Genomic DNA, 14228 nt, shown 5'->3' on the forward strand with positions numbered 1-14228 from the left:
ATTATATATACTTTGTGCAAAAAGCTGTATGAGGATTATTTATTTTTAGATTTACGCTTTGTGCATTAACTTCTACCAAGGAGAGTTATGACAAGTCACCGAAGGAAAACTGTTACACTTACCTCATTGAGTGTTCGTCAGTGGGCAAGAATTGTAGCGATTTTTGTTGGTTTTGTGTCTGTAGTAACTCTTGGTATTGCGTCTAGGAACTTTTATTCGGCATCAAAGAATCATTCTGCGAAGCCTTACATAACTGCTTATTCTGCTACAGATTCCGCTAATCAGGTTTCGCGTGGCACGTATCGTAATTCGCTTAAAAGTGTTAAAAAAGGCGCTACTTCTTACATAACTGTGAATATCAATGGGAGTCATCGTACTGTTCTTGGCACGGATTTTACAAACGTTAAGTCTGTTCTAGAAGCTGGAGATATTACTCTTGAGCCTAATGATGTTGTAGAGCCTGCACTTGATTCCAAGGTAACTGAATCGACAGTTATCAACATTAAGCGTGCAGGCGCAAAGCTTGAAACTTCTGATGAACCGATTGCTTTTAACACGGTTAAGAAGGAAACTGCAGCTCTTCCAAAGGGCACGGAAAAGGTTAAGGATCAGGGTGCTCCTGGCGTGATGGAAACAAGTAAGATTGTTACTCGCGCAGGTGATAAAGTTGTTTCGTCTAACGTTTTTGTATCGTTTGTTAAGCAAGCTCCAAAAGATAAGGTCATTCTTGTTGGCACAGGTGGAGCTAGCGTAGATTCAGATTTTGCATCTTCTATTGGTACTACAGTTCCTGCTGGTGAAATGCAGGAGTGGGCGCATTCTTGGCTTCTTTCTAACGGTTACAGTGAAGCTGATTTTACTGCTACAGTGTTTATTATTTCACATGAATCAGGTTGGCGCGTAAACGCTATGAATCCTTCTGGTGCATATGGTTTGCCTCAGGCTTTGCCTGGAAGGAAGATGTCTTCTATGGGTGCTGACTGGGCGACTAATTATCAGACTCAGCTTCGTTGGTTCTGGAATTATTGCAATGGTCGTTACGGTTCCATTCAGGGTGCCTACAGGCATTGGTTGTCTCATAGAAGCTACTGATTTGTATTATACTTGCTACTATTATGAATTTTGCGGCAATTGTAAGTTTGTGAGGATTATAGATTTATAGACGCACAGGCTCATAGAGTAGACTTATAGATTTGTTTTGAAGCGATTATCGTAGAGTCAAGTATGTTTCTTGGTTTTACGATAATCGCTGATTATTTTATGCGTGTTGTGTGATTATGGAAGGAAATTTAAGTGACAATATTGCCTAGAAAATCATGGTTTAATAAGGGTGATGAATTTGCTAGTGAGCATGCTAGCTGCAAGTCTTTCGTGAACTTGTCTAAACTTAGTCATGCTCTTGTTGGTGAAGAAGCGTATAAAAACAATCGTCTCACGCGTGCAGCCTTGGTTTCTCTGGCGATTCTAACTTTTATAACTTTTATTGGCAATTTTGCGCAATTGCAGCTCACTGCTGCATTACCTACTATTGTGCGTGAGTTTAACATAAGTGTTACTACGGGACAGTGGCTTACGTCTATTTTTCAGCTGATTATGGCTATTATGGTGCCGCTAACAGCATTTTTGACTAGACGATTTTCTACTCGTCAAATTGTTATTACTTCCATGATTCTTTTTACTCTAGGCTCAGTTATGGCGTGGCTGAGTAATGATTTTATTATGGCGTTAGCTGGGCGAACTCTAGAGGCTATTGGCACTGGAGTTATGTGGCCTGTTCTACAGATTACTGTGTTTTCTGTATACCCAGTTACTCGTAGAGGAATGGCTATGGGTAGCGTTGGTATGGCAATGAGCATTGCTCCAGCAATTGGACCAACAGTTGGTGGTATGCAAACTGATTTTAATGGTTGGCGTTCTATATTCTTATCTCTTACAATTATCGGCGTAATTTCTATTATTCTTTCCATACTTTTCTTACATAATTTCGGTGAACATGATCGCTCTGCTAAGGCGGATTTTTTCTCCGTTGGACTTTCAATTGTTGGCTTTGGTGGAGTTATGTTTGGTTTCACAAACATTGAGTCTTATGGCATTTCAAATCCGCTTTCGTGGTCACCTATGGTTGTTGGAGCATGTGGAATAACGTGGTTTGTGATTAGACAATTGCGTGCGCGAGTTAAAGGAAAGCAGCCGTTGCTTGGAATAAGCGTGTTGAAGAATCGCTATTTTACGATTGGCACCGCTTGCGCATGTTTAACATTCTTTGCGTTTAGCTCAATTATGGTGGTTATTCCGCTGTATATTCAATCAGATCGTGGTTTTTCAGCTACTATGAGTGGTCTGGTATTGTTGCCTGGCGCGTTTGGAATGGCAATTTCGCAATATTTTGGTGGGCGTATGCTCGATCGTTTTGGTGTGCGACCTGTAGCAATGGCAGGCTCTCTTATTTTGCTTTTTGGCACAGTTATGATGAGCCTTATCGATAAAGACACATGGATTTGGTGGATTTCAATCTGGCAGTTTACGCGACAAATCGGCATGGGATTTTTGCTTATGCCTGTTACAACATGGTCTTTAAATTGCTTGCAACCTAGTGAGTTGGGCGATGGTTCTGCAGTCACTAATACAATGAGACAGCTTTGGGGTGCTATTGGTGCTCCAGTACTTGTTGTTACTATGGCTACTTTTACTCAGTGGTATCATATGCTTACTGGAGTTGGTTCTGCAGATAATTTGGCAGCCAGCATTTTTGGTGTTCAATGGACTTTGAGAATTAGCGCGATTATTACGGCTGTTATGGCTTTAATTGTGATTTTTGGGGTTAAAGGTGATGGGGCTGGTTCTGCTCATCAGCTTGCGCGTAAGGCGATTGATCGTATGCGCGTTTTGCATATTCCTCATGCGTCGGAGCATAAAGACGTTATGCACGATCACACGCATCATCAGTACTGATATATTGCACGCTCTCTGACTTGTTTGCTGTTGCGCGCTTTCTTGTTTGGTATTGTGCATCTTCCTTGTTTGTTGTTGTAGGAGGGCTGGGTGTTTCTATGCTCGCTTGTTATAGCGCATTATTCTTTACTTGGTATTGCGCGAAGTTTGAGTATTTCTCTCCTCGCAGGCGCGACGACCTGACTTTTCGCTCAAAGCGTAGCGCGAAAAGGCAATTCGGAGCGCTGAGCTTGCTCAGGTTGAAAGCACGGTGTGCTTTCAACGCAAGCGAAGACGTGAGCGCGCTGTAACGCGAGAACGACATTCTCTGTTTACTGTTGCTAGAGGGCTGGCTAATTCTTGTCTCACAACGCTCTGCCTCTTGCGTGTTGGTTGTTGTTGCGGTTGTTCCGTTTTGTCTTTGATTTTGTTTTTTGGTTGAAGTTTGTTTGTAGTGGTTGATCATTTGGATTATTTGGTATCGGCTGCCGCTCTTATATTGTTCGACCAAGAATCACCCAGCCCTATTACATGCTAGAACAATTGCGTATATCTTAATCACCGAGATTCTCGATTTTTCTTGCTACTTCAGCGAATCACCATTTCATGCTGCGAATCGACTTGCATGAGCGCTTTGACTGAGCTTGAAATTGCATAACGCATTTCAAGCTCCTTCAAAGCGTGATTTGGCTTAATGCATAAAGTCCAGTGGACTTTATGCGCCAAATCAGCCGAACGGCTACTAATAGCCGTGAGGAATAGCGTAGCGCGCGAATGCACTTCGATTCGCTGAGCTTGCTCAAAGTTGAAAGCACAGTGTGCTTTCAACGCAAGCGAAGACGTGAGCGCGCTGTAACGCGCGAGCGATACATCTCATTCGCTGCGAAAAATCAAGAATCTCTACCTAACTTGGTATTGGTAAATTTTGCATAATCATTTGTTCGTTTTGTTGAATTTTGCAAAATTTTCTTATGAATTTTGTTAACTACCTAACGTTTTTCACATAGAAACGCTCATTTGAGTTTGTTTTTTGCGTTTAGTTGTGCGATAATGTTCACATGATTTCTTCTCAGCGTCAGCAGTTGATTTTAAGCCGTCTTCGCACTAGAGGGGCTGTGCGTATTACTGCTCTTTCTAAAGAGCTAAGTGTTTCGGCAATGACTATTCGTAGGGATATCGCCGAGCTTTCAGACAAAGGTCTTTTAAAAAGAGTTCATGGTGGTGCTGTTACAACTAACACTCTTCTTTCTGAGCCTCTGTTTTCGGTAAAGTCGCAGATGGATATGGGCTTAAAGGACGCAATCGCCAGCAAAGCTGTGGATTATGTTCAGCCTGGAGATGTTATAGCTATTGGTGGTGGCACCACTGCTTATGTATTTGCTCAGCATCTACTTGAGTCTCGCAGAGCTTCTGGTATTACGATTTTAACCAATTCGATTCCTGTTGCAGAGCTTGTTCAGGCGCTTGAGTCTAAAGATATTGAGGTTATTGTTACTGGCGGAGTTATTACTAGATCTAATTCTCTGGTTGGTCCTATTGCGGATAAGGTTGTTTCGTCTTTGCGCGTAAACACCGTGTTTTTGGGCACTCATTCCGTGAGCCTACCTCGTGGATTCCTAATGCCTAATTCTCTTGAAGCTGCTACAGATATGGCTTTGATGGATATTGCGGATCGTACGATTATTTTAACAGATCACACTAAATGGACTTGCACATCGCTTTCACTGTTTGCTCGCTTCGACCAAGTGGATACTGTTATTACAGATGATTGTCTGGATGCGGATTCTCAGCTTCGTACGCGTGAGCTTGTTAAAAATTTGGTTCTTGCTCCTACAATAGATTCTTTGGAAGAAGAGTAGCTTGTAGATCAGTATTGCATTACTTATTGCGTATTGTGTGGGGCTTGTGTTAGGCTCAGTTAGTTCATGACTTTGTAGTGATTACACATTAAAGTTGCGCGGCTTATGCTTGCGATTCACGGTTTGCTTGTTTTGCGCACTTTTGCTGCTTTGCAGTCTGTAGATTAATTTTGTGCAATTACATTTGTAATTGCGCCTTTGAATGTTCGTAATTACGCATTGTCAACATTATATGTCAACTATGTTGAAGTAATTTACGAAAGGCTATTGTGCCACATACTCATTATGCTGCGTCTGCTAAAACGCAAGGTGCTAAGAAATCTATTGGTAAAAAATCTGCTGGTAAAAAATCTGCTGTAAGTCAGGGAGCTAATAAGAATTTTTCTAAAAAAGGCTATAAGTCTAATAGAAACCCATTTGAATATCAGGGAAATCGTAAGAATAACGAATTTAATGCGCGTAAAGCACGTAATCGCAAGGCAGACAAAGCTAGAAGTCGTGCTCGTGAAAAGGCTTTGCAATATGAAGAGATTGCAATTCAAGAAGCTGAACAAGATTTTGGCAAACGCGATTTAAAAAAGCGCGATTTTGATTTTGACAATCGCAATATGAAGAAGAGTAGAGATAGTCGCCACAATAGACACCAGACAAGTCGCCAGCAACCGACGACTATTGATACTGAGTCTTCAATAAAGAAAAATCTAGAAATTACAAAAAATTCCGTAATGATTCCAGATACAGCTGTGGAATCTCGAGAAAACTATAGTGATGATGTTACTTTTGCACAGCTTGGCGTTCCAGAACCATTGGTTAACGTTTTGCGTGCAGACGGTAAAAACACAGCTTTTCCAATTCAGCAGGCCACTCTGCCAGACTCTTTACAGGGTGCAAACATACTTGGTAGAGGGCGTACAGGAAGTGGTAAAACTTTAGCATTCTCGATTCCTCTTGTAGCAAGATTAGCTGAAAACTTTGTTGATTTAATAAATTCTGGTCGTACTTCTAGAAAAAACAAAAATCGCGAAGATAGTAATATTCCAGCACCTCATGCGATGATTTTGGCTCCGACGCGAGAACTTGTGCATCAGATTGATGAGGTGATTGCTCCTCTTGCAGCAGCATATGGGATGCATACTGTTACTATTTACGGCGGAGTAAGATATCAGAGACAAATTGCTCCGTTAAAGCAAGGTGCTCAGATTATAGTAGCGTGCCCAGGGCGATTAGAAGATTTACTAAAACAAGGCGCATTAACGCTTGAAAACATAGAAGTCAGTGTTTTAGATGAGGCTGACGAAATGGCTGATATGGGGTTCTTGCCAGCTGTAACAAGGCTTTTAGAGCAGACAAATCCTAATGGTCAAAGAATGCTGTTTTCTGCAACTTTGGATAAGCAAGTTGCTGCTATAGTAAATCGCTTCTTGCCAAATGCTGTTGTGCACGCTGTGGATGATGCGGATTCTCAGGTAGATACAATGACTCATCATGTGTTTGGAGTGTCTGCAGGAGATAAGTATGAGGTTCTACGTAAATTAGCGTCTGGTAAAAAACGCTCTATATTCTTTACTCGCACAAAATACCAAGCTAAGAACATGGCTAAAAAGTTCATTAGTCAGGGTATTCCAGCCGTCGATTTGCAAGGAAATTTGTCTCAGAATCAGAGAGATAGGCACTTGGCTGTGTTTTCTGATGGGCTAGTGCGCGTTCTAGTTGCTACAGATGTTGCGGCTCGAGGCATTGATATTAGCGATGTGGCGCTTGTGGTGCAAACCGAGCCTCCAGAGGATCCAAAATCGTTCTTGCATAGATCTGGGCGTACTGCGCGCGCTGGGGAGTCTGGCGATGTTGTAACTCTTGTGTTGCCGAATCAAAAGCGCATGGCGAACACTATGCTTCGACGCGCTGGAATTCATGCTAAGGCAGAAGACGTTAAGCCAGATTCGCCTGTTTTGCAAGAAATTGTTGGGGATTTGGCGGATTTGCAAGAGGGCTGGAGTATGCCAGAGCCAGAGCAGCCAAAGCGCAGAGGCAGAGGAAGAAGCCGCAGGCGCGACGACCTACCTTCGCGCTTTAAGCGTAGCGCGCGAAGGTAATTCGGAGCGCTGAGCTTGCTCAAAGTTGAAAGCACGGTGTGCTTTCAACGCAAGCGAAGACGTGAGCGCGCTGTAACGCGCGAGCGGTTTTCTTTGTTTACTGTTGCGCGAGGGCTGGGTGATTCTTGTCTCACAACGCTCCGCCTATTACGTGTTGTCTTGTGTTGCGGTTGTTCCGATTTGGCTTTGATTTTGTTTTTTGTGTTGATGTTTGTTTGTAGTGGTTGATCATTTGGATTATTTGGTATCGGCTGCCGCTCTTATACTGTTCGACCAAGAATCACCCAGCCCTCTTACGAGTCTGAACAATTGCGTAGCTTTCATCTCTGAGATTCTCGATTTTTCTTCTTCATTCGACGAATCACCATTTCATGCTGAGGTTCATCTCATTCAGTGCGAAAAATCTCGAATCTCTACTTCATTTGGTGTATTCCTGTAGTGCGTTTGTACCTGATTTACGGCGTGTCGCTATACAATCGCACTACATAAATATTAAGTCAATAATGTGCTATGAATCGCTGAAGCGCTGAAGCACTACAAAAAGCTCGTAGGCTAACTAACTAAGCGACGACTATTTGCGCTATTTGCTCTGACCCTTGCCGAATGCGCGCAAGCGGATTCCGTTCCAATCTTCGCTTACGGTTAAAGGAGTTGCAGCATTCATGCCAGCTGTTTTAGCAGCGGATTGCACTGTGCTGGAGCTTGGAGAGCCTTCGCGACCAGGCTTAGGCGTTAGAACCCACATTGGAGCTTCATCGTCTAACATGTTTGTGGCATCCATAATCGTGTCTGCCAACTCATCCTCATCGTCGCCATCGCGCCACCAAATAATGACGCCGTCAACAGATGAGTCGTAATCTTCATCTACCAGATCTTCTCCAGTAAGATTCTCGATATTGTCGCAGATTGCATCGTCAACGTCATCGTCCCACAGCCACTGCTGTACGATATCTCCAGGTTGGAAGCCAAATTCTTCTGCATGTTGAAAAGCTGTCTGTTCCACGTGACTCAATATATCAAAGTGCCACGAATTTGTGCGATTTTTAAGTTTAGTGCGTGTTTCTTGATAACGGAATGCATATATATTCCGGTTGCATCGAGACACGCCTCAAAAATCGCGAAAATATCCAAAATCACTATATATAGTTTGTTTTTTGAATAAAGTTCCCTAGATATTGTGCAGAGGTTGGGTTATAGTTGAGCAAGTTGTTTTGAATAATGGTCATTATTCAAAACAGGATGGATAACAGGATAAATAAACTGTAAATGTAAGAAAGGTCTGTAGGATGCAGGTCTCTGGTACGACTTTAGAAGACATGACTTTAGAATCGCAGCTAAGCGATGTTGATGTAGAAATGGCTGATTCTATCTCGGATAGTGATTCTTCTAAGAAGTCTCGTGTGCAGGTCGAAAAGCGTGATGGTCGCGTTGTCGATTTTGATCAAATGAACATTATTATGGCAATTAAAGCCGCTTTTAAGGACTTGCGCAAAGAAGTCGGTCCTCAAGAAGAGCAGATGATTCGCGATATTACGGACCATATAGAAGCTGAAATTCAGGATCGTTACAATGGACCTGCAAAGATTGAAGATATTCAGACTCTTGTCGAGCATGGTCTTATTGAAAATCACCTTTACGAAGTTGCGCGTTGCTACACAAGCTATCGTCTAAACCGAGATATTGACCGTGCTAAGGCAACCGATATTAACGAAGCAGTAAATCGTCTTGTAAACCGAGATGAATCGCTTGTTCGCGAAAACGCCAACAAGGATTCCAACGTTTACGCCACTCAGCGCGATCTTCTTGCAGGCGCTGTTTCCAAGGCTTCCGCGTTTTCTATGCTTCCTCATGCAGTTTCTAACGCGCATATGAAGGGTGATATTCACTTCCATGATGCCGATTATTCGCCATTTACGTGCATGAGCAACTGCTCGCTTCCAGACTTTGGCGACATGCTCGCTAAAGGATTTGCTCTTGGAAACGCAATGATGGATAGCCCAAAGTCTATTGGCACTGCTGCAACTCAGGTTACGCAGATTATTAAGGATATTGCAGGCGCACAGTACGGCGGTCAAACAGTTAATCGTGCAGACGAGATGCTTGAGCCTTATGCTAAGTGCGATTATGATAAGAATCTTGCTATGGCTCATGCCATGATTCCTGATTCTACGCCGATCGAAGTTGCCAAAGATATGATTGACGGTTTGAAAGCTCAGGAGCCTAAGAATCTTCATTGTTCGGATAGGGATCCGCTTCCTGCTGATACTCCTTTTGATGAAAACTTGAGTGAGCTTGATCAGATTCGTGAAATTTACGCAAAGATTATGACGCGCAAGGCGATTTACGATGCTATGCAAACAATGGAATATCAGATTAATTCCAACCGCGTTTCTAACGGTCAGACTCCGTTCGTAACTGTTGGATTTGGTTTGGGTACTTCTTGGTTTGCTCGCGAAATTCAGCGCGCTATCTTACTTAACCGTATTCGTGGACTCGGCAAAGATCGTCATACTGCAATCTTCCCTAAGCTTGTGTTTACTATTAAGCATGGTGTAAACGCAGATGCTGGCGATCCGAACTACGATTTGAAGCAGCTTGCGCTTGAGTGCTCTACTAAGCGCATGTATCCAGATGTTGTGTTCTACGAGAATATTATTAAGATTACTGGCTCCTTTAAGGCTCCTATGGGCTGCCGATCCTTCCTTCAGGGTTGGATTGATCCAAAGACTGGCAAAGACGTGGAAGACGGTCGTATGAATCTTGGCGTTGTGACAGTTAACGTGCCGCGTATTGCGCTGGAGTCTCATGGAGACGTGAACCGATTCTGGAAGCTTTTTAACGAGCGTATGGAAGTGGCTCATCAGGCTCTGCGATTCCGCATTATGCGTTGCAAGCAGGCAACCCCTGTGAATGCTCCAACGCTGTTCCGCTACGGTGCTTTTGGTCGTTTGGAAGCTAACGAAAGCGTGGATCAGCTGTTCCGCAACGAGCGTGCAACGGTGTCTTTGGGCTACATTGGCTTGTATGAGGCTACATCCGTGTTCTTTGGCAAGGATTGGATGCAAGATCACAGTTGGAACGAAGATGGCAAGCAATTTGCGCTTTCTATGGTTCGCCGAATGAATCAGCTTTGCCAGCAGTGGTCAAAGGCTGAAGGCTACCATTATTCCGTTTACTCAACTCCTGCTGAGTCTTTGACGGATCGCTTTAACCGCATGGATCGCCAGAAGTTTGGTCGTATTGAAGGCGTTACCGATCACGACTTCTACACCAATTCCTTCCACTATCCGGTTTGGCTGCAGCCAACTCCTATGGAGAAGCTCCGCTACGAGGTTGACTTCCCGTATCTTGCTTCTGGCGGCTTTATTAACTATTGCGAGTTCCCATGCTTGCAGGCAAATCCTAAAGCTTTGGAGGCTGTTTGGGATTATGCTTACAAGATTGGTATTGGCTACTTGGGTACGAACACTCCGATTGACCATTGCTTCGTTTGCGGATTCCAGGGCGATTTTGAACCGACTAAAGAAGGCTTCCGCTGCCCAGAGTGCGGAAACAGTGACCCAGATAAGTGCAATGTTACTAAGCGCACTTGTGGCTACTTGGGTAATCCTGTTCAGCGTCCAATGGTTCACGGACGTCACGAGGAAATTGCTCATCGCGTTAAGCACATGTCTGGAGAAACTGGTCATGTTGTTCTTAACAACGGTGAGTCTCGTGAATGGTACGAGGAGACCAAGTAGTAGCGGAATAGCGTGAAATAACGTTTTAGTTTGTGTTTATTATTTGGTGATATGTAATATATCTAGCCGTTAGAAAATGTTGATCGCATTTTTTGACGGCTGGATTTTATTTTATTTAACAAAAGTTAATACAATCTAACAAAAGTTTATTTAAGATTATTTAATAAAATATTTAAAGCTAGAGGAGGTTGACTATGGCTCGCATAAGTTTACATGATTTTGCTCCATCAGATGTTAACCGTGGACCGTGGATTCCAACCTCTCTTTCTAACAATCCTCGCGCAGGGCAGTGGTCCAGTGAGCGCATGAGCAAGGGAATGGTGGCTGATTATAAGCGATTTCTTATGACAGACGGCGAGGGAATTCGCTGCTCGCTTTACGTTTCTGGCTGCCCATTCCATTGCGTTGAATGCTATAACGAGTCAATTTGGGATTTTCGCGCTGGTCACCCTTATACTCAAAAGCTCGAAGACCAAATTATGGAAGATTTAGCGCAACCATATGTACAAGGATTGACGCTTCTTGGCGGTGAGCCGCTGCTTAACACTGGCATATTGATTCCACTATGTGAGCGTATTAGAAGCGAATTTGGCAATACAAAAGATATTTGGAGTTGGACTGGTTACACCTGGGAAGAGCTTATGCGACCGGGCGAGACTCCTGACAAGCTTGAGTTATTGCGATACATTGACATTCTTGTTGACGGGCGATATATGAAGAATCTTCACGATTCGCTATTGCAATTCCGTGGGTCTAGTAATCAGCGAATTATCGACGTGCCAAAGTCGCTGGAAAATCCACAAAATCCGCCTGTAATCTGGGAAAAGCTTCACGATCAAGAGCGTTTTATTCCATCAATCTACGGCAAGGATCGTGCGCAAGGCGAAGGTGACGCTTCGTAATCCTATTGAATGCGCCACTCATACGATATATTTAACAATGTTTGCGGACGATTATAAGAATGCATACATATACACATGTTAAGCTAAATATAATTAACCTAGTAACATCTGTATTGCAAACTGTCAAAAGAATTATACTAAATATGCTAATAAATACTGTAAGTAAACGATATACAGTTGGGTATGTTTTTTCTTTGCATAAATATAAAAGATAGATTATTAATATTAATAGGACGAATGCTTGAATGATAAGACTAACAGTATTAACACAAGTGTTATCGTCTTTTAAGTCCTTTAATTGTTTAAAGAAATAAATAGCTGACGAAATATAACAAAGCAGCGTTATTGGCAGTAGAACTACGTGTTTGCTGTTCATATTGTTCCTCACATAATTGTTGATATTAATGTGGAAATTCTCACTGCAAGTCGACACGAATGCCTTTCTGCTGTGCTACAGCGCCAACTATCTTTGTGTTACTCATAAGTTTCTTCTTGGGTGTTGGCTTGAACTTGCAATGGTAGTAAAAAAGACATGGATAATGCTACTGAGCAAGTAAGTATTCTATTAATAGATTTTTATATTCATGACAGTACCTCTTTATACATGCGAATATACATTCTTTCATTATATAATTTTTTATAAGATGAAATCAATCGTTGTTTATAATTTGAATGTGTAGAAGCACTTTTTCGTATGTGATTTGTCTGTATACTACTATGTCAAAGATTCATCTATTTATGCATTTGGTAATGAAGTAACTCAATACGGAAATGCGCCATGCGCAATAGTTAAAATTTGAGAAGTGATATTATTAAACCTACACATTACGTTATATATGGGGAGGAGCACAATGGCGGGGAATTTGAAGGACAATTCGCGAAAAATTAAAAATAATCCTCCTTGTGCATTGCGTACGATTCTATCATCTTTAAAAAAGTACCGTTTTCTTGGCGTTTTAACAGCTGTTACTATTCTCGTTGAAGCTGCTATGCAAATTGAGATCCCTACAGTAATGTCAAATCTTATTGATTTTGGTATTATGTCACGTTCTCAAGAAGCTGTGCAATATTATGGTTTGCAATTGCTTATTTTTGCTGCAATTGCAATGATTGCAGGCGTTGTTTCTGGTATTTGTTGTGCTCATTCTAGTGCTGGTTTTGGTAAAAATTTACGTCACAACATGTTTTCACGCTTACAAAGTTTAAGTTTTTCTGATTTAGATAAGTTTTCTAGCGGTACTGTTGTTACGCGTATGACTAGTGATGTGTCAAATGTGCAATTTGCTTACCAAATGATTATTCGCTCTGGTATTCGCAGCGTTATGATTATCATCACTGCTTGGTGGTTTACTTTTTCAATTAGCCCTGCTATCTCGTGGGTTTTTCTTTCATTTGTGCCTATTATTGGTGCAATTGGCGCTGTTGGAGCTAGTATAGTTGCTCCAGCATTTTCTCGAATTTATCGAATGATTGACGAGATGAATAATAGAGTTGGCGAGAATTTGCATAATATTCGCGTCGTAAAGTCTTATGTGCGTTCTGATTATGAAATAAGTCGTTTTACGCGTATTTCACATAAAATCTATGATTATTTTATTAAAGCTGAGTATGTGTTAAATTGTAGTATTCCTTTGTTTAACTTATGTTTTTATTCTGGCATGCTACTTATTGCGTGGTTGGCTTCGCACGAAATTGTGGCTTCAGGAAATAATCCTGCTTTTGGTTTAACAACGGGAAATCTTGCTGCATTAGTAGTGTATGCTTTGCAAATTTTGTTTGCTTTAGCGAATTTAGTTGCAGTGTTTGTAATGTCGTTAACAGCTCGAGCTTCGATGCATCGTATTTCACATGTTTTGCAATCTCGAAATACTGAAGTTGTTTCCAAGCATCCACTTACAAAGCTTTCTGACGCTTCTGTGCGTTTTGAAAATGTTTCGTTACGCTATCCTCAATCAGATAATACAGATGAATCCACTCCAGCAGAACAGGAAATTTTACATGATATAAATATATCTATTCCTTCTGGAGCAACTGTTGGAGTTGTTGGTGCAACGGGATCTGGAAAATCAAGTTTAGTGCAATTAATTGCAAGACTTTATGACGTAACTTCTGGTGCTCTTTTTGTAGGCGGAAAAGATATTCGCGATTATGATTCTTCTAGTTTGCGTGAAGAAGTTGGTGTTGTTCTACAAAAAAATATTTTGTTTAGTGGTACAATTGCAGAAAATCTTCGCTGGGGTAGGGCGGAAGCAAGCGATAATGATTTGCGTCAAGCTTGCGAAATTGCTTGTGCTGATGAGTTTATTAAAGATTTACCAGACGGCTACAATACGCATATTGACCAGGGTGGTAAGAATGTTTCCGGTGGTCAGCGACAGCGTTTGTGCATTGCGCGCGCACTTTTGAGGAAGCCGAAAATTTTAATCCTCGACGACTCGATGAGTGCGGTTGATATGAAAACGGATAGTAAAATTCGCGATGGCTTGAAAAAGTTTATGCCTGATTCTACGCAAATTATCGTTGCTCAGCGCATATCTTCAATCGAACATGCGGATATTATTGTTGTTCTTAAAGATGGTCGTGTTGTTGCTAACGGTTCGCATGATGAATTATTTAAATCTTGTGAAATTTACAGAAATATGGCGGTTTCTCAAGAAAAAAGTCGAATAACTAGCGCAACTAAAGAAGAAGGAGCTAAATAAC

9 protein-coding genes are annotated in these 14228 nt (G+C 41.9%); 7 read left to right on the forward strand and 2 right to left on the reverse strand.

Annotated features, from left to right (window positions below; translation table 11 throughout):
- Window positions 1-87 precede the first annotated feature (87 nt).
- Together HXT25_RS04440 and HXT25_RS04445 are read left to right on the forward strand one after the other, a co-directional pair.
- The gene (locus tag HXT25_RS04440; protein WP_422118721.1) at window positions 88-1092 is read left to right on the forward strand and encodes a G5 domain-containing protein; all 1005 of its coding nucleotides are present in this window, start codon (window positions 88-90) and stop codon (window positions 1090-1092) included.
- Window positions 1093-1293: 201 nt separating this feature from the next.
- Window positions 1294-2952 carry an MDR family MFS transporter gene (locus HXT25_RS04445; RefSeq protein ID WP_004116956.1) on the forward strand — a complete coding sequence of 553 codons (1659 nt, stop codon included), beginning with the start codon at window positions 1294-1296 and terminating at the stop codon, window positions 2950-2952.
- Window positions 2953-3519: 567 nt separating this feature from the next.
- Here HXT25_RS04445 and HXT25_RS04450 read toward each other — a convergent pair.
- The gene (locus HXT25_RS04450; RefSeq protein ID WP_020760219.1) at window positions 3520-3711 is read right to left on the reverse strand and encodes a hypothetical protein; all 192 of its coding nucleotides are present in this window, start codon (window positions 3709-3711) and stop codon (window positions 3520-3522) included.
- Between the two features lie 278 nt (window positions 3712-3989).
- Between HXT25_RS04450 and HXT25_RS04455 the strand changes: the two genes are divergently transcribed.
- On the forward strand, window positions 3990-4790 hold the full coding sequence (locus tag HXT25_RS04455) for a DeoR/GlpR family DNA-binding transcription regulator (RefSeq protein ID WP_004112186.1): 801 nt from the start codon (window positions 3990-3992) through the stop codon (window positions 4788-4790).
- Window positions 4791-5059: 269 nt separating this feature from the next.
- Window positions 5060-6883 (forward strand): DEAD/DEAH box helicase, encoded by a 1824-nt coding sequence (locus tag HXT25_RS04460; protein WP_020760623.1) that lies wholly within the window; start codon window positions 5060-5062, stop codon window positions 6881-6883.
- A gap of 580 nt (window positions 6884-7463) precedes the next feature.
- Here HXT25_RS04460 and HXT25_RS04465 read toward each other — a convergent pair.
- Window positions 7464-7886 (reverse strand): DUF3052 domain-containing protein, encoded by a 423-nt coding sequence (locus HXT25_RS04465; protein WP_004112197.1) that lies wholly within the window; start codon window positions 7884-7886, stop codon window positions 7464-7466.
- A 283-nt stretch (window positions 7887-8169) separates the two neighbouring features.
- Between HXT25_RS04465 and nrdD the strand changes: the two genes are divergently transcribed.
- The 3 genes from nrdD to HXT25_RS04480 all read left to right on the forward strand — a co-directional run bounded on the left by nrdD (window position 8170) and on the right by HXT25_RS04480 (window position 14227).
- Entirely contained in the window at window positions 8170-10623 is a 2454-nt protein-coding gene (gene nrdD / locus HXT25_RS04470; protein WP_004112200.1) for an anaerobic ribonucleoside-triphosphate reductase, read from the forward strand.
- A gap of 194 nt (window positions 10624-10817) precedes the next feature.
- Window positions 10818-11525: an anaerobic ribonucleoside-triphosphate reductase activating protein gene (gene nrdG, locus HXT25_RS04475; RefSeq protein WP_004112206.1), complete on the forward strand. Its 708-nt coding sequence runs from the start codon at window positions 10818-10820 to the stop codon at window positions 11523-11525.
- 851 nt (window positions 11526-12376) lie between these two features.
- Entirely contained in the window at window positions 12377-14227 is a 1851-nt protein-coding gene (locus HXT25_RS04480) for an ABC transporter ATP-binding protein (protein ID WP_004116953.1), read from the forward strand.
- Window position 14228: the final 1 nt, after the last annotated feature.

The organism is Gardnerella sp. DNF00476 (genome assembly GCF_049262735.1).
GTDB classification, from domain to species: Bacteria; Actinomycetota; Actinomycetes; order Actinomycetales; family Bifidobacteriaceae; genus Bifidobacterium; species Bifidobacterium vaginale.